The sequence below is a fragment of the Coriobacteriaceae bacterium genome (assembly GCA_025993015.1).
In the GTDB taxonomy this organism is placed as follows: Bacteria; Actinomycetota; Coriobacteriia; order Coriobacteriales; family Coriobacteriaceae; genus Collinsella.
On sequence record DAJPFV010000001.1, the window covers coordinates 136786 to 158727 of the forward strand.

Annotated in this window: 17 protein-coding genes and 1 other RNA gene; 9 read left to right on the forward strand and 9 right to left on the reverse strand. The window is 60.0% G+C overall.

Going from position 1 to position 21942, the window contains the following annotated elements:
* The first annotated feature begins 9 nt into the window (after positions 1–9).
* Positions 10–456, forward strand: coding sequence for a C-GCAxxG-C-C family protein (locus tag OIL77_00605; GenBank protein HJI43926.1), 447 nt, complete (start codon positions 10–12; stop codon positions 454–456).
* 68 nt (positions 457–524) lie between these two features.
* Here OIL77_00605 and OIL77_00610 read toward each other — a convergent pair whose 3' ends face one another.
* The 3 genes from OIL77_00610 to rpsA all read right to left on the reverse strand — a co-directional run bounded on the left by OIL77_00610 (position 525) and on the right by rpsA (position 3097).
* Positions 525–1163: a YigZ family protein gene (locus tag OIL77_00610; protein HJI43927.1), complete on the reverse strand. Its 639-nt coding sequence runs from the start codon at positions 1161–1163 to the stop codon at positions 525–527.
* 78 nt (positions 1164–1241) lie between these two features.
* Positions 1242–1603, reverse strand: an RNA gene (gene rnpB, locus OIL77_00615) — RNase P RNA component class A.
* 327 nt (positions 1604–1930) lie between these two features.
* Positions 1931–3097, reverse strand: a complete 1167-nt coding sequence (gene rpsA / locus OIL77_00620) for a 30S ribosomal protein S1 (protein HJI43928.1) — start codon at positions 3095–3097, stop codon at positions 1931–1933.
* 207 nt (positions 3098–3304) lie between these two features.
* Between rpsA and OIL77_00625 the strand changes: the two genes are divergently transcribed.
* Positions 3305–4171, forward strand: coding sequence for an HAD family hydrolase (locus tag OIL77_00625; GenBank protein HJI43929.1), 867 nt, complete (start codon positions 3305–3307; stop codon positions 4169–4171).
* Between the two features lie 189 nt (positions 4172–4360).
* Here OIL77_00625 and OIL77_00630 read toward each other — a convergent pair whose 3' ends face one another.
* On the reverse strand, positions 4361–5680 hold the full coding sequence (locus OIL77_00630; protein ID HJI43930.1) for an L-serine ammonia-lyase, iron-sulfur-dependent, subunit alpha: 1320 nt from the start codon (positions 5678–5680) through the stop codon (positions 4361–4363).
* A gap of 271 nt (positions 5681–5951) precedes the next feature.
* Here OIL77_00630 and rpiB point away from each other — a divergent pair, with 271 nt between their 5' ends.
* Positions 5952–6419, forward strand: a complete 468-nt coding sequence (rpiB, locus tag OIL77_00635) for a ribose 5-phosphate isomerase B (GenBank protein ID HJI43931.1) — start codon at positions 5952–5954, stop codon at positions 6417–6419.
* Between the two features lie 151 nt (positions 6420–6570).
* Here the strand turns inward: rpiB and ndk are convergent, their stop codons facing one another.
* The 4 genes from ndk to OIL77_00655 all read right to left on the reverse strand — a co-directional run bounded on the left by ndk (position 6571) and on the right by OIL77_00655 (position 10540).
* Positions 6571–6975, reverse strand: coding sequence for a nucleoside-diphosphate kinase (ndk, locus tag OIL77_00640; protein HJI43932.1), 405 nt, complete (start codon positions 6973–6975; stop codon positions 6571–6573).
* Between the two features lie 385 nt (positions 6976–7360).
* Positions 7361–8791: an argininosuccinate lyase gene (gene argH / locus OIL77_00645; protein ID HJI43933.1), complete on the reverse strand. Its 1431-nt coding sequence runs from the start codon at positions 8789–8791 to the stop codon at positions 7361–7363.
* Between the two features lie 118 nt (positions 8792–8909).
* Complete coding sequence (locus OIL77_00650) at positions 8910–9080, reverse strand: hypothetical protein (protein ID HJI43934.1); 171 nt, start codon at positions 9078–9080, stop codon at positions 8910–8912.
* Positions 9081–9313: 233 nt separating this feature from the next.
* Positions 9314–10540, reverse strand: coding sequence for an argininosuccinate synthase (locus tag OIL77_00655; protein ID HJI43935.1), 1227 nt, complete (start codon positions 10538–10540; stop codon positions 9314–9316).
* Between the two features lie 554 nt (positions 10541–11094).
* Here OIL77_00655 and OIL77_00660 point away from each other — a divergent pair.
* Positions 11095–11922 (forward strand): Cof-type HAD-IIB family hydrolase, encoded by an 828-nt coding sequence (locus tag OIL77_00660; GenBank protein HJI43936.1) that lies wholly within the window; start codon positions 11095–11097, stop codon positions 11920–11922.
* Positions 11923–12196: 274 nt separating this feature from the next.
* Here OIL77_00660 and polA read toward each other — a convergent pair whose 3' ends face one another.
* Positions 12197–14947 carry a DNA polymerase I gene (gene polA / locus OIL77_00665; GenBank protein ID HJI43937.1) on the reverse strand — a complete coding sequence of 917 codons (2751 nt, stop codon included), beginning with the start codon at positions 14945–14947 and terminating at the stop codon, positions 12197–12199.
* A gap of 166 nt (positions 14948–15113) precedes the next feature.
* Between polA and OIL77_00670 the strand changes: the two genes are divergently transcribed.
* The 5 genes from OIL77_00670 to OIL77_00690 all read left to right on the forward strand — a co-directional run bounded on the left by OIL77_00670 (position 15114) and on the right by OIL77_00690 (position 21932).
* A complete protein-coding gene (locus OIL77_00670; protein ID HJI43938.1) occupies positions 15114–16511 on the forward strand; it encodes an aminopeptidase in 1398 nt (465 codons plus the stop codon).
* 402 nt (positions 16512–16913) lie between these two features.
* A complete protein-coding gene (locus OIL77_00675; protein ID HJI43939.1) occupies positions 16914–18554 on the forward strand; it encodes an ABC transporter substrate-binding protein in 1641 nt (546 codons plus the stop codon).
* Between the two features lie 33 nt (positions 18555–18587).
* The gene (locus OIL77_00680; protein ID HJI43940.1) at positions 18588–19598 is read left to right on the forward strand and encodes an ABC transporter permease; all 1011 of its coding nucleotides are present in this window, start codon (positions 18588–18590) and stop codon (positions 19596–19598) included.
* Between the two features lies 1 nt (position 19599).
* Positions 19600–20418, forward strand: coding sequence for an ABC transporter permease (locus tag OIL77_00685; protein ID HJI43941.1), 819 nt, complete (start codon positions 19600–19602; stop codon positions 20416–20418).
* On the forward strand, positions 20415–21932 hold the full coding sequence (locus tag OIL77_00690; GenBank protein ID HJI43942.1) for an ABC transporter ATP-binding protein: 1518 nt from the start codon (positions 20415–20417) through the stop codon (positions 21930–21932). The genes OIL77_00685 and OIL77_00690 overlap by 4 nt, the downstream gene beginning before the upstream one ends.
* The last annotated feature ends 10 nt before the right edge of the window (positions 21933–21942 follow it).

Consider the following 21942-nt stretch of genomic DNA (forward strand, 5'->3'; position numbering starts at 1 on the left):
GAGACAACGATGAAGCAAATCGATACGGCCCAGCTCGACATCACTGCCTGTCAGGCTCAGGCTGCCGAATACCATGCCCGTGGCTTTAACTGCGCACAAGCCGTCGCCTGCACGCTCGCGCCCACCGTCGGGCTCGACCCCCAGGTCGCCTTTACCCTCACCGAGGGCTTTGGCGCCGGCATGGGCGGCATGACCGAAACTTGCGGCGCCATCTCGGGCGCTGTGGCCATCATGGGCTTTGTAATGAGCGACGGCATGGAAAACCCCAAGACTAAGGGCCAGACCTACAAGCTGTCGCGCGAAATCACCAAGCGTTTTGGCGAGAAGAACACGACGACCGTCTGCGGCACGCTCAAGGGCATCGGATCGGATAAGGGTCCGCTCCGCAGCTGCCCCGGTTGCATCGACGATGCCGTCGAGATCGCCTGCGATGTGCTAAAGCAGCTCGCCGAGTAAACGGCAGCAACAGAAAAACGACGGCCGGCGCGCTTGGAATCCATCCAAAAGCACGCCGGCCGTCGCCGTCAGAACTCGGCAAATTCGGGAGCGCCGACCTCGATCTCCTCGCGTCCCGCCATAAGCTCGCGCATCTTGGCGCAAAACGACTCCTGCTCCCCTGCCTTAAACACCAAGTGAAGTGTCACGGTATCCGCGTAATCGGTATCCGAAACCTTGGCACCCGAATCCTGGGCCAAGCGAAGCACCTGCTCATACTGCGGATAGGCCACATGCACGTCAACCGGCACGACACTCGTCATCTCGACGATCTGCCCGGACTCCTGAGCCGAGGCCACCGCCGCCTGCGTCGCCGCGGTATAGGCGCGCACCAAGCCACCAGGACCCAACAGCGTGCCGCCAAAATAGCGCGTCACCACGCAGCAAACATTTTTGAGCCCCGCGCCACGCAGCACCTCGAGCGTCGGCATACCGCTCGTGCGGCTCGGCTCACCATCATCGCTCTGGCGCTCGCGTCCATCGACCAAAATCCACGCGGGAACATTATGCCGAGCGTCATAATGACGCTTGCGAACCATCTCGATAAAGGCATTCGCCTCATCCTCGGACTCAATATGGACCAGCTGGGCAATAAACCGGCTCTTTCGGTCCACAAACTCGCCCGAAGCCTCAATATTCGATTGCAAAGTAAAATAGCTGTCCAACAAAGCCCCTCAAGCACAAGCAAAGCAACAAACAGCCTCAATAATACGGCAAAGACCGTATCGATTGTTAGGGTAACAAAAATGCCAAGTGGGCCTATAAGCCGGGTTCTGTCGTGAACGGTCATTTATCTTGTCTGCACGTTACCGTGCAGCTCCACGCACGCTACCCGAACGCGGACCGGGCCGGCCCATGGCGTTCCTATTCGCGCTTGCTCCGGATGGGGCTTGCCAAGCCGCCGTGTTACCACGACGCTGGTGGTCTCTTACACCACCGTTTCAGCTTTTCCCTTTACGCCTTGCGGCGCAGGTGGGAGTCTTCTTTTCTGCGGCGCTTTCCGTCGGATCACTCCGCCCGGCCGTTAGCCGGCATCCCGCCCTCTGGAGCCCGGACTTTCCTCACGCGTGCTGCAAGCAGCACATCGCGCAACCGTCTGGCCCACTCAGCAGTGCAAGAGTGTAGCACACCGTTGACGCAGGCAATGGCACAACACAAGCGTTCGACACGATAAACCAAGAACCACGCTATGCAGTACAATAGGGTCGTCGATGGGCAACGTCGTCAGTCGAGACGCGACCGCGCTCCGCACCCCTCCGTCTACTCGGTGCGTTCCCGCCTCCTCCCCGAGGCGGGATGTCGGCATTTTTTCATGCGCCGACAACCCAATAGCCCGTAGACAGCCCGGGCAGTATCGCGTACCTCAGCAACAAATGCAAAAAGGGACCCGTCCATTGCGGACGGATCCCTTAAAACAAGTGATCGTCAAACCGATTTACTCGGCGTCGGTCTCCTCGTCCTTCTTCTCGGAAGGTAGCGGGGTAACCTCGATCTCGACGCCCAGAGTCTCAGCAGCAGACTTCATGGACAGGGAGATACGACGACGGTCGAGGTCGATCTCCATGACCTTGACCTGAACCTTGTCGCCCACATGGGTGACCTGAGAAGGCTGATCGACGTGCTTGTTGGCCATCTCGGAGATGTGCACCAGGCCCTCGATGCCCTCGCCCAGGTCGACGAAAGCGCCGAACGGGACAAGCTTGGTCACAGTGCCCTCGACGATAGCGCCGACGGGGTACTTCTTGACCAGTGCGCGCCACGGATCCTCGGTGGTCTGCTTGAGACCCAGGGAGATGCGCTCGCGGTTGAGATCGACGTCGAGAACCTCGACCTCGACCTCCTGGCCGACCTTGACAACCTCGGAAGGATGGTTGACGTGGTTCCAGGAGAGCTCGGAGATGTGGATGAGGCCGTCGATACCGCCGAGGTCGACGAAGGCGCCGAAGTCGACGATGGAGGAAACGGTGCCCTGGAGACGCATACCAGACTTGAGCTTGGACAGGATCTCGGAGCGCTCGGCCTTACGGGACTCCTCGAGCACGACGCGACGGGAGAGGACGACGTTGTTGCGGTTGCGGTCCATCTCGATAACGCGGGCCTCGATGCGGGTGCCCATGTAGGAGGTGAGGTCCTTGACGCGACGGAGGTCGACGAGGGAGGCGGGCAGGAAGCCACGCAGGCCGATGTCGAGGATCAGGCCGCCCTTGACAACCTCGATAACCTCGCCCTCGACGTTCTCGCCGGAGTTGAACTTCTCCTCGATGCGGTTCCAAGCACGCTCGTACTCGGCACGCTTCTTGGACAGGACCAGACGACCGTCCTTGTCCTCCTTCTGGAGTACCAGAGCCTCGATGGGATCACCGAGTGCAACGATGTCTGCAGGGTTAGCGTCCTTGCGGATGGACAGCTCGCGGACCGGGATAACGCCCTCGGACTTGAATCCGATGTCAACGAGCACCTCGTCATGCTCGATCTTAACGACAGTGCCGTTAACGAGATCGCCCTCATCAAAGTCGGTAATCGTACCGTCGATGAGGTTGTTCATCTCCTCCTCGTTGACATCGTCAAGAGAGAAAATGGACGAGTTCTGAATCTCACTCAAAGGTGGACCCCTTTCGAACTACGGGGCCCCGATTGCTAGGACCTACAGAAGGGTGCGACAAGCACACAACGTTTAGGAACACTCGGGAGCCGACAGATACTAATGTGACGCTTATGCAATCACGTTCGTATAGGTTACGGGGAAATGAGTTCGATTTCAAGCGTGAACTGCGATTTTTTACTCGTGTGGAGACTTTTTCGTAATCTTATGAACACACGTCTCCGCAACTTGACGATAACCAGCCAGGCATTCGGCTTTGGGGTAAAGTATCCGGAGCCAACGATTCTAGATCGATTTTTCGAGAAAGGTGCCCGCGTGCTCAAAGCAGTCGTTTTCGATATGGACGAAACGCTTCTCAGCATCAACCTCAACGCGTTCATCCTTCGCTATTTTAAGGATGTCTCTTCGATGCTCGCGGATATCGGGCGCCGCAGCCGCGGTGGCACGATGGCGCGCCTCGGCACCATCCTGGTCGACCTCAACGCCAATCGCCGCAGCGGCACGGACAACCGCACCAATCTTGAGTTTTACCAAGAAGAGGTCGAGCGCCGATGCGGGATCTGCCTCTCCGATCCCCTCATCTACGAGGCGTTTACCTACTATGACCGCGAAGTTCTTCCGTACAAGAACGACGATATCATTAACGCCCACGCCATGCCGGGCGCACACGCCGCGCTCCAGGCCGTACAGGACGCAGGGCTGCGCTGCGCGCTCTTTACCAACCCCAGCTTTCCCCAGGGGGCCATTGAGTGCCGCATGGGTTGGGGCGACCTGGCCGACGCCCCCTTTGAACTCGTGACGCACATGGGAAACGCCACCCGCTGCAAGCCCGATGCCACCTACTATCTAGAGCAGCTTCAGGTGATGGGGCTCGAGCCACACGAGGTCCTTATGGTGGGCAACGATCCCAAGCGCGACTTCCCCAGTCCCGCCTGCGGCATTCAAACTGCCTATGTTGGCCAGGGAAAACCCGGCCGAGCCACCTGGCGCGGAACCATGGAAGACTTCGCCCGCGACTTTAACGCCGTAATCGAAGCCTTCTACGAACACCAAGTAGCCGACGAACTGTCGTAGGACCCCTCGCTCCAAACCAAATATCGCCGCAGGTTGAGCACAAGTCAGCGAAAATGCCCCTAAGCGAGCAATGTGCCTTGAAAGAGGAGGGCATAGGCCTTCTGGCCATGCCCGACGATTGAAAGGCAGATTGCCGCTTAGGGGCATTTGCAGCGTCGACTGGTTACGCGGTTTGGTAAAACCGCGTAACTAGCACACCTGGGTTTTGCCGATCATGATGTTGAGGATCTCGATGTCGGTGTCCTTCATGCCCACGCGGCCTACGTAGCCCATACTGGCGATTGTTTGCTCAACGGTATCTTGGATCAGGCCCTCGCCGGCGCGGAAGCCGCGACCCTGCATGGCCATATCATGGCCCAGAATCGCCGCATCGACGGCAGCCGAGATCTTGGCGGCACAGCTCGCCTTGGCGCCGTCGCACACGATGCCGCCCACGTTACCGAGCGTGTTCGAGACGGTCGCGCCAATCTGTTCGCGCGTGCCACCGCACAGCCAGGTAATCGCAGCGCCGGCGCCGCACGCAGCGCAAATAGCACCGCAAAACGCCGAAAGCGCACCAATATAGCTCTTGATATGCACGGCGATAAGATCGGACAGCATCACGGCGCGCACCAGGCGCTCGTGGTCGCAACGCAGGTACTCGGCATACTCCATGACGGGCAATGCGCAGGTAATGCCCTGATTGCCCGAGCCGCACACAATGGCGACCGGCAGCGCGCAACCGTTCATGCGGGCGTCGGACCCGGCGGCCGCACGGGCACGGGCGCGGCAGGCGACGTCATCGGCACGAGCACCCAGCAGCGTACGGCCCACCTCGGCGCCCCAAGCGTGCGCGAGACCCTCGGCACTGATCGCGCCATTCAGCTCAATCTGACGCTCAACGGCAGCGCGGGCGTCCTCAATGTCACCATCCTCGATAAAGTCGATGATGGTCTCGATCGACATGGGCGTGTCGGCGTTATCTGCCGCACGCTCGGCCACCACGCGCTCGGCGCAGGCGGCGCACTCCCCCGCCGACTTACCGCATACCGGAATACCGTCGAGCGTATGGCACGTGACATTAGTGTGGTGATCGGTAATCTCGACGACCGCGGTATGGCCCCCGGCCGTCGCAGTCACCTTGATGTAGAGGTTGGGCACACCCTCGACAAGCGACACATCGCAGTAGTCCGCATCGGCAAGCAGCTCGGCCACGCGGGCGCGGTCCGCGTCATCGACGCTCTCGAGCACCTCGAGCGCGCTCTTGGCGTCGCCGCCCACGGCACCCAGCACGGCCGCGGCCTCAATACCGTGCATACCGCCCGAGTTGGGCACGGTCACGCTCTTGACGTTCTTGATGATGTTGCCCGAGCAGGCAACATCCATATGATCGGGTTCGCAACCGAGCGTCTGGCTCGCCAGCGCCGCTGCATAAGCAACGGCAATGGGCTCGGTGCAGCCGAGTGCACAAACAAGTTCGCGGTTCAAAACATCGCAAAACGCGGCATCACGAAGGGAATCGGCAGGCATAGGTATCTCCTACTTGTATAACGGGCTGGGCTCTCAATAATAATTAGCTCTTTTATTTGATAACAATGCATCAAAAACCGCAACCCAGGTTCCGGTAGACGGCATTCAGGCGCAAACTGACGGCATTCATTCATGAGAAACCGGTCTTGTTGCATGCTAAAGCGTTTGACCAAAAAACGCCCAAGCGTTTACACAAAAGTCGCGCTATCATGCAGTCGAACGCGGTAAAACCTTTAGCAATCTCGCCGCACAGACCAGAGAGGAACTATCCATGAAGATCGGTATCGGTAACGACCACGCCGCCGTCGAGCTCAAGAACATCATCTCCGAGCACCTGAAGGAGCGCGGCTGCGAGGTCGTGAACTTTGGCACCGACACCTCCGAGAGCTTTGACTACCCCATCGCCGGCTACAAGGTGGGTAAGGCCGTTGCCAACGGCGACGTCGATCTAGGCATCCTGATCTGTGGCACCGGCGTCGGTATCAGCCTGGCTGCCAACAAGGTCGAGGGCGTACGCGCCGTCGTGTGCTCCGAGCCCTTCAGCGCCAAGCTCTCCCGCATGCACAACAATACCAACGTGCTCGCTTTTGGCGCCCGCGTCGTGGGCTCCGAGCTCGCCAAGATGATCGTCGACGAGTGGCTCGACGCCGAGTTTGAGGGCGGTCGTCACGAGCGTCGCGTTAACCTCCTCAACGAGATCGATCACACGCGCGCCCTTAAGATCGTCGACGAAGCCTAAACTATTCAGTGCCACAAGCTAACAGCAGGGGCCCGCTCGGAACACATGTCCGAGCGGGCCCCTGCATAGATTTTGGAATAAAAGGGCGCCGCGGATGGAGTTCCGCGGCGCCCAAGCCACACGCTAACAGCTTTAAGGAGTCAAAGCTGGTTTAGCCAAAGAAGCGCTTGATCTCAATCTCGGCGTTCTCCAGGCAGTCGGAGCCGTGGATCACGTTGGCGTTGACATCGACGGCAAAGTCGCCGCGGATGGTACCAGGAGCAGCCTCAAGCGGGTTGGTAGCGCCCATGAGGGTGCGCATCTTAGCAACAGCGGAGAGACCGGAAACGACCATCTTGACGACCGGACCGCTCGTCATAAAGTCGCAGAGACCGCCAAAGAAGGGCTTGTCGGCCAGATGGGCGTAGTGCTCCTCGACGGTAGCGCGCTCGAGCGTGGTCATCTCCATGCGCTCGATGACAAGGCCGCTGCGCTCAATGCGAGCAACGATCTCGCCGATCTTGCGGTCGCGCACGGCGTCGGGCTTAATCATGATGAAGGTCTTCTCGATAGCCATAAAAGTAGCCTTTCAAGTAGGTTCGCGCGTGCCCAAGTCCCATTCCGGCACCCGCCTGGACTGCATCGTAACAGAGTTTTAGCTGCAGTTAAACAAAAAGCTGTTTATTGAAACGTTGCAATTTATTAAAGCGCTCCATATGTGTCACTTCTGTTTCGAAGCCCGATTAGAGTACCATCCGACCGCCCATCAACTGCGCCGAACAGAGCAGGCGGTCGGTTGCCGCCCGCGAACGTATCCCCTTCACAACCTGCCCAAAGGTCCTACAGAAGTTCTCGACAAGCCCCTCCCCCATAGCAACAAAATACGGGCTCCCACATCAGCAGGCGCCCGTAAAGCGAAAACGATTTATCAATACATGGCCAAAACGGCTTCAGCCAAACCTCTACTTTGCCCCGTGACCCATCTCGACGACCTTGGTCAGCGATCCAAACACGCCCTCGTCAGCCACGAGCTGTGCCTCGGCACGCTGCAACTGCACGGCAACGGCGGCAGGAGCGGTGCCGCCCTCGGTCGTGCGCGCGGCGACAATCGACGGGATATCGAGCGCCTCGGTAATGTCGCGCTCAAAGAGCGGGCTTGCCTCCTGGAACACCTCAAACGGCAGGTCCTCAAGATTGCAGCCGCGCTTCTCGCACATCAGGACCAGATGGCCCACCACGGCATGTGCCTCGCGGAACGGCAGGCCACGCTTGGCCAGGTAATCGGCAACATCGGTGGCGGCAAGGTGCCCCACGCCGCACTCGCGCGCCATGGCATCCTCGTTGACGGTCCAAGTCGAAATCATTCCGGCCATAACGGACAGGCACTGCATGAGCGTATGGGCGGTATCGAGCGCGCCCTCCTTGTCCTCCTGCAAGTCCTTGTTATAAGCAAGCGGCAGGCCCTTCATGGTTACCAGCAGCTGCACCAGGTTGCCGTACACGCGACCGCTCTTGCCGCGGATAAGCTCGGCAAAGTCGGGGTTCTTCTTCTGCGGCATGATGGACGAGCCAGTGGAGTACGAGTCGGAAAGCGTGATAAAGCCAAATTCGGAGCTCGACCACAGTACGATCTCCTCGGAAAGACGCGCCAGGTGCATCGCCATGACGGATCCGGCGTAATGCAGATCGAGCAGAAAATCACGGTCGGAAACGGCATCGAGCGAGTTGGGGATCACGCCCGCAAAGCCAAGTTCGGCAGCCGTCATCTGGCGATCGAGCGGATAGCTCGTACCGGCAAGCGCAGCGGCACCCAGCGGGCAGTTGTCGGCAGCATCAAAGGCGGCCTTCAAACGCGTAAAGTCGCGCGCGAACATCCAGGAATACGCCAGCAGGTGATGCGACAGCAGCACGGGCTGAGCATGTTGCATGTGCGTGTAGCCCGGCAGAATCACCTTGTCGTACTTCTTGGCCGCATCCACCAGCACATGGCGCAGCTCAAGATTGGCCTCCATGAGCTCCTTGGCCAGCGCCTTGACGCCCAAGCGCGTATCGGTCGCCACCTGGTCGTTGCGCGAACGCCCAGTATGCAAGCGCTTGCCAGCCTCGCCGATGCGACGCGTCAGCTCGCTCTCGATGGACATATGAATGTCCTCATCGTTGATGTCGAAGGTAAAGTTGCCGGCATCGATATCCTGTTCGATTCCGGTCAGGCCCTTGGCAATCGCCTGCTCGTCCTCGGCACTGATGATGCCCTGGGCGGCCAACATCTTGGCATGCGCCTTAGAGCCGGCGATATCCTGCTTATAGAGATGTTTGTCGACCGGCAGCGACGCGCCAAACTCCTGCGTGACCTCGGCCACGCCCGCCTCAAAACGACCGCCCCAAAGAGCCATGGAACCGTCTCCTTTCTCCAAATACCAAAACAAGCGTCCAAAGCAATGTGCCCTGTCGCTAAAGCGATTTATCAACCGCTAGTTTTACACACTCCCTGCCGCGCGCGGGGCCATGTGGCTAATTTGCAAAGAAGTGACGCACCATGCACTTGGCGCCCAACGTCTCCCTCCGGATGTTGCCCTGCGAACCATCGATCCAGGCCTTCAGGCTCATAGAAACGTCCTCGACCCTTACAGCATCGAACTCGGGCGCGAGGGCAAGCAAAGCATGCGCGATAGCATTGAACATAATGGATACTCCTCATATATATAGGCACAGAGCCGCCAAATTGATAGAAGGAGCCCCGCCGGACAACCCCGGCGGGGCTCGGACTCAGCCGCAGACGCGGCATCATATATGCGGGCGGAACGTAGGGGCCACCGATGTTAAGAAGTGTCAGCAAGCATAACGAAAGGTAGGGACCCCGTGCGCCCGTTATGTATCACGCGGATGGGCCGCGCGGATACCAAGGGAAGGAGGCGCTAGGCCTGGGCAGCAGCAGAGCTGGGGCCCTGGACCTTTGCCCACGTCTTGAGCGACAGCGTATCGATCTCGATAAAGCCGGCGCTGGCCTTCTCGTCAAACGTGGTGTCGCGGTCGTAGGTAGCCAGGCCGTAGTCGTAGAGGCTGAAGGGACTCTTGCGGCCGACGACATGGCAGTTGCCCTTAAAGAACTTCAGACGGACAGTGCCGGTCACGAACTTCTGGGTATCGGCCATAAAGGCGTCGAGCGCGTTCTTGAGCGGGCTGTACCACTGGCCGTTGTACACGGCGGTGGCCCAATCCTGCTCGAGCTTGATCTTGGTCTTGAGCAGGTCGCCCTCGACGCAGATGTCCTCGAGCGCCTTGTGGGCGGTGATGAGCGTCAGGGCGCCGGGAACCTCATAGCACTCGCGGCTCTTGAGGCCCACCAGACGATCCTCGACCAGGTCAAGACGGCCAAAGCCGTTGTCGCCCGAAATCTTGTTGAGGGCGATGACGATCTCGGAGAGCTTCATCTTCTTGCCGTCGACGGCGACAGGCTTGCCGGCCTCAAACTCGATCTCGGTATAGGTCGGGGTGTCAGGCGTGTCCTCGGGGTTCTTGGTCATAACCCAAGCGTCATCGAGCGGCTCATTCCAAGGGTCCTCCAGGTGACCGCACTCGATGGCGCGACCCCACAGGTTGTCGTCGATGGAGTAGGGGTTGTCGTTGGCACCCTCGGGAACCGGCACGTTGTGGGCGTGGGCATAGGCGACCTCGTCGGGACGGCACTTCAGGTCCCACTCGCGAACCGGGGCGATAACCTTGAGCTCGGGGTCGAGGGCCTTGACGGCGGCCTCAAAACGGACCTGATCGTTACCTTTGCCAGTGCAGCCGTGGGCGACGTAGGTCGCGCCAAACTCGTGGGCGACCTCAACAAGCTTCTTGGCAAGCAGCGGGCGAGACAGGGCGGAGAGCAGCGGATACTTATTCTCGTACATGGAGTTTGCGGCGATGGCTTTGGTCAGGAACTCATCGGAGAACTCGTCGCGCAGGTCGAGCACCTGGCAATCGAGAACGCCCAGGTCGAGCGCCTTCTGCTTCTTGGCATCCAGTCCGGTCTCTTCCTGGCCCACGTTGCCGCAGACGCAAACGACATCGAGATTCTTCTCGTCCTGGAGCCACTTGACACATACGGATGTATCAAGACCACCGGAATATGCGAGAACGACTTTTTCCTTGCTCATGGCTGTTTCCTTTCGCCCTTGGTAGCTAGTTAGAACATCGGTCAGTTGCAAGTCATTTCAAGGTCATATACCGTGCAATATCAGGTTAAATAGCAAAAATCAGCACATACATGCCCTAGAAACATGCAGCAATGTCGTGCTAAAACCCAACGACCTCAAAATGACTCTGTTGAGGCAATTCGCCCCATGCGGACAGAGACGATTGTTATCGTCGTCGGGAAATTGCGCGCTGGCGTCGGATGGCATTGTCTGCAGTGGTGATGATCTTTACGAACTGCATCTGCCTCTCCTTTCACGTATCGCCGGGCGCAATTCAAATATCGTAAACGGTACCTTTTACTCGGTAAGCGGTTGTTTTTCCGTCTCCGTTTTCGATGGTCGCTATATTACGCTAAAGTGCCCGCAGCACAAGCGACAAATTCAAATTTCTGAAAAGTTTTTTCATTACTTTGTGAAGCGTGGTGCAAATACGCACCATTCCTGCGAAAATACGCTCGACTACTAGTTGATGGTTATAACGTCTGAAACAATCTCGAAACGAAAGGCGCATTTTTATGCAAACTTACGAATCGGACGCCAACATCGGCAACATTAAGATTCTCGCCGTCGATATGGACAAGACGCTGCTGACCGACGAGCGTGTGCTGCCCCAGGGTCTTGATGAGCGCCTGGACAAGCTCGCCGACGCCGGCATCGTATTCTGCCCCGCCAGCGGACGTCCCGCCCCCAAGCTCGAGGAGATGTTCGAGGGCATCAAGAACCGCCTCGCCTTTTGTCCCGACAACGGAGCGTGCGTGATCTATCGCGGCAGCTATATCTATAAAAGCAATATTGACGTGGAGCTGTATCAGCAGGTCTTGAACCGTGCCTCGGAGGATCCTCGCGCTGTCCCCGTCCTGTGCTGCTTCGACGAGTTCTACGTGCTTGCCCGCGACCATCAATACCACGACGAGATCAGCGTCTACTACAACACAATCAACTACGTAGACAGCTTTGAGGGCATTGATTTCGAGTCCAACAAGATTTCGGTCTTCTTCCCCGGCTACGACGCCGAGCCCGCTTTCCGCGAGACCTATAGCCCCGAGTTCTCGGACAAACTCTACGTCACCAACGCTGGGCGCGAGTGGATCGACTTTATGAACCTGGGCGTCGACAAGGGCGCCGGCGTCGCTCACCTGTGCGAGCACCTGGGCATCGATATTGCCGATGCTGCCGCCGTGGGCGACACCTACAACGACATCCCCATGCTGGAGCGCGTCGGTCACAGCTTTATCGTGGACAATGCCGAGGAGCACATGAACGCGCATGCCAAATGGCGCATTCCGAGCAACAACGACGGGGGCGTACTGACGCTCATCGACGCCATCTTGGCGGCTCGTTAACGTGGCTCGTCGGACCTGGCCGGGCGAGACGGGTAAGTTTTTCGTTCGGTCAGGTCCTGGGCTCGCTCGGAAAGCACATTAAGTGCTTTCCGGCTCGTGCGGAATCTACGAAAAACTTACCCGCCTCGCCCGGCCAGGTCCTAGGGTGACTTGCTTGCCGCCTAGATGGCGTCTTGGCGTCTAGATACTTGGCTGAATAATTATGGATGAAGGGAGTTCCTTGCTGAAAGGGACTCCCTTCTGGTTTGGCTGCTTTGGACCTGTGGCTGTTTTTCTATTTCGCGTCGGCCCAGGTTATGCCGGTGCTGGCTTCGGCGATTAGGGGGACGCGGAGGTCTACTACGTGCTCCATGACGTCGCGGACCATGGTGGTTAGGCGCTCGACTTCGTCGATGGGGCACTCAAAGTCCAGTTCGTCGTGCACTTGCAGGATCATGTGGGCGGCAAAGCCTTCCTCTTCCAGGCGGCGGCTTACGCGGGCCATCGCGATCTTGATGATGTCGGCGGCGGTTCCCTGCATGGGATGGTTCATGGCCGTGCGCTCGCCAAAGCCGCGGAGTTGCGGGTTTTTGGCCTTGAGCTCCGGAATATGACGACGGCGGCCGTACATGGTCTCGGCGTAGCCCGTCTGCTTGGCGCGTGCCACCACGTTGTCGAGGAACGTGCGCACGCCCGGGTAGGCCTCGTAGTAGCGGTCGATCATGTCGCGTGCCTCGGCCATCGAGATATGCAGCGACTGCGACAGGCCGTAGGCCTGCTGGCCATACACGATGCCAAAGTTCACGGCCTTGGCGCGACTGCGCAGGTCGGGCGTTACCTCGGACACCGGCACACCGAACACGCGCGCCGCCGTCTCGGCATGGAAGTCCTCGCCCTCGTTAAAGGCGCGCACCAAGTGCTCGTCACCTGAGAGATGCGCCAGCAGACGCAGCTCGATCTGCGAGTAGTCCACCGCCAAAAAGACGCTTCCCTCGCCTGCCGAAAACGCCGTCTTGACGGTACGACCCAGCTCCGAGCGCGTCGGGATGTTCTGCAGGTTCGGGTCGCTCGAGGACAGACGCCCCGTTGCCGTGATGGTCTGGTTGTACGTAGTGTGTACGCGACCGTCACCACGGCGTAGCGGGCCCAGCGTGTCCAGATAGGTGGACTTGATCTTAGACTTCTCACGCCAGTCCAAGATCAGACGCACGATTTCGTGGTCACGCGCAAGGTCGCTCAGCACCTTGGCGTTGGTCGAATAATAGCCGCGCTTAGTCTTCTTGAGGCCCTTGGTCGGAAGCCCCATCACATCAAAGAGCACGTGCGACAGCTGCATGGGGCTGCCAATATTAAAGGTCTCGTCACCCGCCAGGTCGCGAATACTGCGCTCAACCTCGGTAATCTGGGTCGCCAGACCCTCGGACAGACTGTGCAGACGGTCGGGGTCCACGAGCATGCCCGCGCGCTCCATCTTGGCAAGTACCGGAACGAGCGGCATCTCGATGCCATCGAACACGTTGGCGGCATTCTCACGGGCCATGCACTCGCGCAACGGTGCCACGAGCGCCAGCGTCAGAGCCGCAGTACGGGCGGCAGGCGCCGGAGCGTCCTCACCGGCACCCTCTGCGCCGCGCGCCGCAGGCAGCGCCATCTGCAGATACGTATCGGCAAGATATGCCTCATCGAACTCGGAGCGATCGGAATCCAGCAGATAGGCAGCGACCACGGTATCGAAGATACGCGTGGAATCGGCAGCGAGCGGATCCATGAGCTCGGGCTCAGAAGAATCGATGGGCGAAAGCTCATGCAGCAGCGCCTTCGTATCCGGGCTCGCCACGCGGCCCTCCATAAACAGGCGCGCGAGTACGCCAGCGATCACGCCGTGGGCAACGTTGAAACCCTCAACCTCGACCGCCGCGCCGCCGTCGCCCTCCTCGAGCGCAAATAGCCCCTGGGATGTCGCCAGCCACAGCGTGCGCGTCAAACCAAAGAGCGCACCCTCCTCCTTGTCATCGTCCACCACGGCGGCAACCCACTCGCCCGCATCAATCGCGCGGGCGACCTCGGACGCCACGGCACCAAGCGCGTCAGTATCGCCGGCGGCTGCGCGAACCATCGCAGGTATCTCAAACACACTGGAGGCAGCAGCAACCCCGCCCTCGCCGCCAATCAGCGCCAAGAAACGGTTCTGCATGGCCGTAATGCCGAGCGTGCCGAGCGCCGCTGAGACCTCGTCGGCAGAAAACGCCGGGAAGGACGTCGCCTCAAAGTCGAGCTCGACGGGCGCATCGGTGCGAATGGTCGCAACCTTGCGGCTCAGCAGTGCGTCGTCGATGTGCGCACGCAGGTTCTCGCCCATCTTGCCCTTGACCTCATCGGCATGCGCGATGACTTCGTCCAGGCTACCGTACTGCGCGATGAGCGCACTCGCCTTTTTGGGGCCGATGCCCGGTACGCCAGGAATGTTGTCCGACGTATCGCCCTTCAGACCGTAAAAATCGGGTACGAGGGCCGGCGTAATGCCGTGATACAGGTCGTCCACGCTCTCGGGCGTCATGATCGCCACGTCGGATAGGCCCTTACGAGTCGAGACCACGTTGACGTGCTCAGTCACAAGTTGATACATGTCGCGGTCGCCGGTCACCAGCAGCATGTCGCAGCCGGCCTCCTCGCCCAGGCGAGCCATGGTTCCCAGGATATCGTCACCTTCCCAGCCCTCGGACTGCAGAATCGGCACGTTGAGCGCGGTGAGCAGCTCCTTGATCATCGGAAACTGCGCGTGCAGATCGGGGTCCATGGGCGGGCGCTGCGCCTTATACTGCGGTAGCATCTCCATGCGCACGCGCGGCTTGCCCTTATCAAACGCCACAACCACGCTGTCGGGGTTAAAGGCATCGATCATCTTGAGAAACATGTTCAGAAAGCCAAAGATTGCGTTGGTGGGGCGACCGTCCGGCGCGTTCATGGTCGGCGGCACGGCGTGGAAGGCACGGTGCATGAGCGAGTTGCCGTCGATAACGGCAAAGGTGCGGCGCTTGTCAGACATATTGAATACCTCGCTTTGGGCTGGGCACGGTTTGCTCACTCCAGTTTACACGCTCCCCGCCCCGCGGCCACCGCACATCAAGCTCCCCCGCCACCGCACGCTCCCGAGTGATACGATGGCTCACGGTACATCAACCAGCACGATCGATCCGAAAGGAGCCTGCGTCATGGAGCGTCCCTGCGCATGGAAAAAGTACACACCACAGCAAATCGAGGAGCTCGAGGAGCTTTGCCGCGGCTATAAGCAGTTTTTGAGCGAGAACAAGACCGAGCGCCTGTGCGTCAAGACCGGCATCAAGATGGCCGAGAAGGCGGGCTACGTCGACCTGGAGACCGTGATCGCCGAAGGCCGCGAGCTCAAGGCAGGAGACAAGGTGTACGCCGCCAACCACGGCAAGGACCTTATGCTCGTCAACCTGGGCACCGCCCCGCTCGAGCAGGGCTTTAACATCCTGGGCGCCCACGTGGACTCGCCGCGCCTGGACCTCAAGCAGAACCCCGCCTTCGAAGCCGGCGACATGGCCTACCTCGACACGCACTACTACGGCGGCGTCAAGAGCTACCACTGGGTGGCCTCCCCGCTTGCACTCGTGGGCGTCATCTGCAAAAAGGACGGCACCACCGTCGACATCAACATCGGCGACAAGGCCGACGATCCGGTCTTTACCATCTCCGACCTGCTAATCCACCTCTCGAGCGAGCAGATGGCCAAGCCCGCCAAGGACGCCGTCGACGCCGAGATCCTCGACGTGATCGTGGGCGGCCGCCCCGTCAAGTTCGATGAGGACGACAGGGACGCCCCCAAGGAGCCCGTCAAGCAGATGTTCCTGGACATCCTCAAGGAGCAGTATGACGTCGAGGAGGAGGACTTCCTCTCCGCCGAGATCGAGGTCGTGCCCGCCGGTCCCGCCCGCGACATGGGCCTCGACCGCTCCATGATTCTGGGCTATGGCCACGACGACCGTGTCTGCGCCTATCCGTCCATGCTCGCCCAGATCAACGTCGCCAACGTGGAGCGCACGAGCATCACGCTCATCGTCGACAAGGAGGAGATCGGTTCCGTGGGTGCCACCGGCATGACGAGCCGCTTCTTCGAGAACACCGTCGCCGAGATCATGACGCTCGCCGGCGAGGACAGCCCGCTGGCCCTGCGCCGTGCACTCGCCCACAGCCGCATGCTCTCCTCTGACGTGTCCGCCGGCTTCGACCCGGGCTACGCCGGCAAGTTCGAAACCAAGAACGCAGCCTTTATGGGTCGTGGCCTGTGCTTTAACAAGTACACGGGCAGCCGCGGCAAGAGCGGCTCTAACGACGCCGACGCCGAGTATGTGGCCCTCATCCGCGACATCATGGACGAGGCGGGCGTTGACTTCCAGACCTGCGAGCTCGGCCGCGTCAACGCAGGTGGCGGTGGCACCATCGCCTACATCATGGCCAAGTACGGCATGAACGTCATCGACTCCGGTGTTGCCGTCCTGTCCATGCACGCCCTGTGGGAGATCGCCAGCAAGGCCGATATCTACGAGGCCTATCGCGGCTACAAGGCCTTCATCGAGCGCGCGTAACCTCACGCCCCAGCTCAATCACCCCTTTGCATGGCGGTGTCGACATGTTTGGTCGACACCGCCATTTTTGTTTTCGAGCCGCCCTAGGACGATAGACGCGTCACAGACCTGAAACAAACGCATCTTCTTCTTGACTATACCTAGTAATCTACTAGTCTTGTAGGGAATTAATTGGCGCCTACAGCGAAGGGGTTGACACATGAAAAAGAAGCATCTCTACGAGACCCTCCTTTGTATGGGCCTTTTCATGTGTAAGCCCGAGTTCTGCTGCGAATAAGCGTATAAGCGAAGCCTGTTCGCAGCAGGCCCTCGGGCGCCCCGCCTTTAGCACCCCAACAACTCGATAACCGTAAAACGCACGATGTCTCTTGCACATCGAGCTCCCAACGTCAGGAGAAAACCATGTCTGTAATCAACCAAAACCTCAGCAGACGCAACTTCGTTCGCGGCATTGGCACGGCTGCCGCACTCGGCCTTTTCGCTCTTACCGGTTGCACCGGAGGCAGCAAGTCGGCAGGCTCCGCAGCTGCGGGATCGGCGTCCGCGTCGGCCAAAACGCCCGACACGCTCACCTTGGGCTCCGGCTCGGCCGTAAGCACGCTGAGCGTCAACCAGGAAGCCGGATCTGCAAACTATCAGCTGGCAGCACTTTTCCAGGAGGGCCTGACGGGACTCGACGCCGAGGGCAAAACCATCCCGGCGCTTGCCGAGAAGTGGCACAGCGAAGACAACAAGACCTGGGTATTCGACCTACGCCAAAACGTCACCTTCCATGACGGCAGCGCACTCACCGCAGACGACGTGGTCTTCTCCATCGAAACCGCTCGCGATGCCACTCTCTCCCCTGGCCTTTCCACTTACTGGCCGGCCTACGTCACCGGATCATCGAAAACAGGCGAGAATCAGGTGACAATCACGCTCGATTCCCCCCATGCCGACTTCCCAGACCAGGTTTCCAATGCAGCTGGCCTCTTTGTCACCTCAAAGGCGTTCTGGGATGAGGCGGGCAACGACTACGGCTCGTCCAAGGGGCTCATCCTGGGAACCGGCCCCTATCAGGTCACAGAGTTCGACTCTTCCAGCCACGTGACGCTGGAGCGCTACGATGGCTGGTGGGGCTCGATCACGGCTCCCAGGACGGTGCGCATCGATTTCATCCCCGAAGACTCAACGCGCCTCCTCGCGTTCCAGGATGGGTCCATCGATGTTTCTCTCACCGTTCCGGTGACAAGCGTCGACGAGTGGGCTCAAGACGGGTCGACGGTCTCCAAGTACTCGGACCGCTCGTATTACGGACTGACCTTCGATCAAAGCGTCGCGCCGTTCGACGATATCCACGTTCGCCGCGCCGTCGCCCATGCGCTCGACAAAGAGAAGATTGTCTCGGGCATCCTCAAAGGCTACGGCGAGGTGGCCACCGGCATCGATTCCCCCGAGCAGCTCGCCGGCTGGGCAGGCAGCGCCAAGGAGGCGCGCAAGCTCGTTGCCGATCTGGGCGCCGTCGAGTTCAGCATTAAGAAAGCCAAAGCAGAGCTCAAGCAGTCGGCACACGCTGACGGCTTCAAGACGACCCTCACCTACCCCACGGGCTACCCAGCCGTCGGCAAAGCCTCAATCGCCCTGGCCGAGCAGCTCAAGAGCATCGGCATCGACGTCGACGTCCAAGAGCAGACGCTCGACCAATGGCTGAGCGAGGTTGGCAACGGCGAGCAGGGCGTGGCCTGGATGATCTACAACCCCACCACCTCCACCCCCAACGAGGTGACATCCTGGCTGCTTGCCGCCGGCGGAGCGGGCACGAACCCAGCCAACTGGACCGACGAGGACGTTGCGGCCAAGACTGACTCCATCGGCCAGCTCACCGATGCAAAAGAACAGCTCGACATCGTGCTGGAGACCACGAAAGCAGCTCTTGAGCAGGCTATCTACGCCCCCGCATGGTGGGGGCAGGCCGTCGTGGCAAGCAAGCAGGGCATAACGTTCAAGGATTCCGGAACGTTCTGGCTCGCAACGCCCTGGGCATCTGAATTCAGCGCCGAATAGGCACTCGGCACAAACCTTTAAGGCGGGATGAATATGCAAGCGTTGAAGATGATAGTCAAGCGCGTGACAGGACTTCTTGTGCTGCTAGCCGCGCTTTCGATCGTGACCTTCGGGTTGCTCTATCTGACAGGGAGCGACCCCGCACGCTCCCTTGTTGGGGCCAAACAGGTAAGCGAATCGCAGCTCGAGGCAATTCGGTCGCGTTATCACCTCGATCAGCCCGTATGGACCCAGTATCTCTATTGGGTCCAAGGGGTCCTGAGCGGCAGCCTTGGCACCTCGACCCGCACGCAGCTGCCCGTCACAGATATGATTTCGCAGCGCATGGGCATCACCCTCGCGCTTGCGCTCATGGCACTTGTCCTCGCCCTTGCCGTAGGTCTTCCTTTGGGCATCATTGCAGCGAAGCATGCGGGTTCATGGCAAGATCGTCTCATCACGACTATCTCGATAGCAGGCCTCAGCGCCCCGAGCTACGCCATCGGTTTGCTTTTGCTCTATGTGCTCTCCGCACGGCTTAAAATCTTCCCTATCTATGGCCAGGGAGATGGAAGCCCTCTCGACACGTTTAGACATCTCATCTTGCCGGCAGTAACCCTCGCCATCGGCATCATCGCCAGCGTCGTCAAGATTTCGCGCGCATCCCTCATCGACGAGATCGGCTCGGACTATACGCTATTCGCACGCTCGCGCGGGGTCTCCGCCCTGTCCGTCACGCTTGGTCAGCTGCAAAACGCCGCACTGCCCGTCCTTACCTCTTCCGGCCTGCTCATCGCCTCTCTTATCTCGGGAACCGTCATTGTCGAGACCATGTTTTCGCTTGGCGGAATCGGAACGCTGCTTCAGCAATCGGTAACGTTTGGCGACATTCCCTGTGTGCAGGCCATCACGCTCCTCCTGGCGAGCGTGATCTGCATCTCCACCGCAATCGTCGACACCTTGGCGCAGCTCGCGGACCCACGCCTGAGAAAGCGCGCGAAGAAGCCGCGAGCAGCCGCGACGATCCTGTCGTTCAGCCCGATACCGCAAAAGGAGGCCGAGTAACATGGCCCATCGCATACGCCGGACCTTTCCGCTTCTGCTCGCAGTCCTCTGGCTGCTCATCGTAGTCGCACTCACCGTCTTTCCCGAGCTCAGAGACGGTGCACTCACACAAGACCTCGCTCTAACCGAGGCCGCCCCAGGAACCGCGGGGCATCTGCTGGGAACCGACGCGCTCGGTCGCGACGTGGTCAGGCTCACCCTCGCCGGCTCGCGTACCGCGCTGGTAGGCCCTGTGGTCATTGCCCTTGGCGCCATGACGGTCGGCGTTGTCCTTGGCCTTTCGTGCGCCTACTTTGGCGGCCCGCTCGATTGGGCCGTATCGCGTATCGTCGAGCTCATGCTCTCGCTGCCCACGCTGTTGCTCGCCATCGTCATCGCAGGCATCCTCGGCGGATCTTACGCCACCGATGTACTGGTATTCGTGATTCTCTACACCCCCTACGAAATCAGGCTTGTCCGCGCTGCCGCGCTGCGACACATCCACGACTCGTTTCTCGATGCGTGCAAGCTCCTCGAGCTGAGCCCGGCACGCATCATGTTCCGGCATCTGCTCCCCATCATCCAACCTGTCGTGGTGTCCGCAGTGTTCCTCGATATGTCCAACGCATTGGTCTCGCTCTCCTCGTTGTCGTTCTTGGGAATCGGCATCTCTCCACAGCAGGCAGACTGGGGAAGGCAGCTCTCCGACGCCCGCTCGCTGATCTACAGCAATCCCGCCGCGGCTATCGCGCCCGCAGTCGTCATCATCGTCACATCGATCGCCTTAAACGTCATCGGTGACAACATCGCAGCAGGCAATCGAGAGGAGGCCCACGCATGACGCCCATTGAGCTGCAAGACCTTCACGTATCCATCAACGGAACCGAGCTGATCCAGGGCGCGAGCCTCTCGATACCCGCAAACGCAACGGTGGGTATCGTCGGCGAGTCCGGGTCGGGAAAATCCCTGACCGCAAAGGCCATCTCTGGGCTCTTGCCGCGCGGCGCCCACGCCTCGGGATCACTCAAGATCATGGACACCCCCATCGACCTCACGGCCCCCGAGCGCACCTGGGAGGCCCAGCGCGGATCGGCGATCGTCTGGCTTCCGCAAGACCCCTTCTCTTCGCTCAATCCGCTGCGCACCTGCGGAAGCCAAATTGCCGCAGGCTCCCGTCTGCCCAAGGCAAAGCGACGTGGGCAAGCCGAGCGACTTCTCGCCGACGTGGGACTCAGCCCCACCCTGTACGATTCCTACCCACATGAGCTTTCGGGAGGTATGCGTCAACGCGTGGCCATCGCCGCCGCGCTCGCGCCGCAGCCGCAGGTGTTCATCGCCGACGAACCCACCACGGCACTCGACGCCAGCACTCAAAAAGATGTGCTCGACCTTCTTCAAAGCACCTGCTTCAAGCGCGGCATGACCCTTATCATCATCACGCATGACCTTCCCCTGGCCGCAGACCGTGCAGACTACCTCGTTATCTTCGACAAGGGCCGTGTCGTCGAAGAGGGCCCAAGCGAGAAAATCACCACCTCGCCCCAGTCGAGCTACACTAAAGAGCTACTCGAGGCGCATCGCCGTCTGCAAAACGGCGATAACCCCGAAATCGGAGACACGGTACTTTGCGTGGAGCACCTGACCCGTCAGTTCGAAGGGAATCCCAAGCCCTCGGTAGACGATGTTTCCCTCGACATCCATACGGGAGAGATTTTGGGACTGGTCGGAGAATCCGGGTCTGGCAAATCAACCGTCGCCCGTTGCGTGGCAGGACTCGAAAAACCCGATAAGGGAACCGTGGCCTTTTACGATAAGGATTCCCGGCAGCCCCTTCCCTGGTCCCGGGAACAGGCGCAGCTCGTTTTCCAGAACCCCTTTGGCTCCCTCAATCCCGTCATGACCGTCGCTCAAACCCTCAAGGAAGCGCTACGGGCATCCGGCCGCGCAGACGATGCACAAGCCGTCAGAAACCTGATGGAATCGGTGGGGCTTTCGGCCGACCTGGCCGATCGAAAGCCCCTCACCCTCTCGGGCGGGCAGTGCCAGCGCGTAGCCATCGCGCGCGCCATCGCTCCCCAACCGCGCCTGCTCATCGCGGACGAAGCGGTCACCGCGCTCGATGCCAACATACAGGCACACGTTCTCCAGACCCTCCTTGGCCTGCGAAGTAGCCTGAATCTCGCCATCCTCTTCATCAGCCATGACCTGGACACCGTTCGCCGCATATCCGATCGCATCGCAGTTATGCAAAACGGAAAGGTCATCGAATCCGGAACGACTGACGCCGTTTTGAACCATCCCCAGCACGCATACGTGCGCAAGCTGATCGCAGCCATGCCCCCAGCGCTCGATTGAGGTGATCCAC

What these genes read in the sequence shown, in the direction of transcription:
- OIL77_00605 (HJI43926.1), top strand. Translation starts at nt 10, where the DNA reads ATGAAGCAAATCGATACGGCCCAGCTCGACATCACTGCCTGTCAGGCT.
- OIL77_00625 (HJI43929.1), top strand. Translation starts at nt 3,305, where the DNA reads ATGAACACACGTCTCCGCAACTTGACGATAACCAGCCAGGCATTCGGC.
- OIL77_00630 (HJI43930.1), bottom strand. Translation starts at nt 5,680, where the DNA reads ATGCCTGCCGATTCCCTTCGTGATGCCGCGTTTTGCGATGTTTTGAAC.
- rpiB (HJI43931.1), top strand. Translation starts at nt 5,952, where the DNA reads ATGAAGATCGGTATCGGTAACGACCACGCCGCCGTCGAGCTCAAGAAC.
- ndk (HJI43932.1), bottom strand. Translation starts at nt 6,975, where the DNA reads ATGGCTATCGAGAAGACCTTCATCATGATTAAGCCCGACGCCGTGCGC.
- argH (HJI43933.1), bottom strand. Translation starts at nt 8,791, where the DNA reads ATGGCTCTTTGGGGCGGTCGTTTTGAGGCGGGCGTGGCCGAGGTCACG.
- OIL77_00650 (HJI43934.1), bottom strand. Translation starts at nt 9,080, where the DNA reads ATGTTCAATGCTATCGCGCATGCTTTGCTTGCCCTCGCGCCCGAGTTC.
- OIL77_00655 (HJI43935.1), bottom strand. Translation starts at nt 10,540, where the DNA reads ATGAGCAAGGAAAAAGTCGTTCTCGCATATTCCGGTGGTCTTGATACA.
- OIL77_00660 (HJI43936.1), top strand. Translation starts at nt 11,095, where the DNA reads ATGCAAACTTACGAATCGGACGCCAACATCGGCAACATTAAGATTCTC.
- polA (HJI43937.1), bottom strand. Translation starts at nt 14,947, where the DNA reads ATGTCTGACAAGCGCCGCACCTTTGCCGTTATCGACGGCAACTCGCTC.
- OIL77_00670 (HJI43938.1), top strand. Translation starts at nt 15,114, where the DNA reads ATGGAGCGTCCCTGCGCATGGAAAAAGTACACACCACAGCAAATCGAG.
- OIL77_00675 (HJI43939.1), top strand. Translation starts at nt 16,914, where the DNA reads ATGTCTGTAATCAACCAAAACCTCAGCAGACGCAACTTCGTTCGCGGC.
- OIL77_00680 (HJI43940.1), top strand. Translation starts at nt 18,588, where the DNA reads ATGCAAGCGTTGAAGATGATAGTCAAGCGCGTGACAGGACTTCTTGTG.
- OIL77_00685 (HJI43941.1), top strand. Translation starts at nt 19,600, where the DNA reads ATGGCCCATCGCATACGCCGGACCTTTCCGCTTCTGCTCGCAGTCCTC.
- OIL77_00690 (HJI43942.1), top strand. Translation starts at nt 20,415, where the DNA reads ATGACGCCCATTGAGCTGCAAGACCTTCACGTATCCATCAACGGAACC.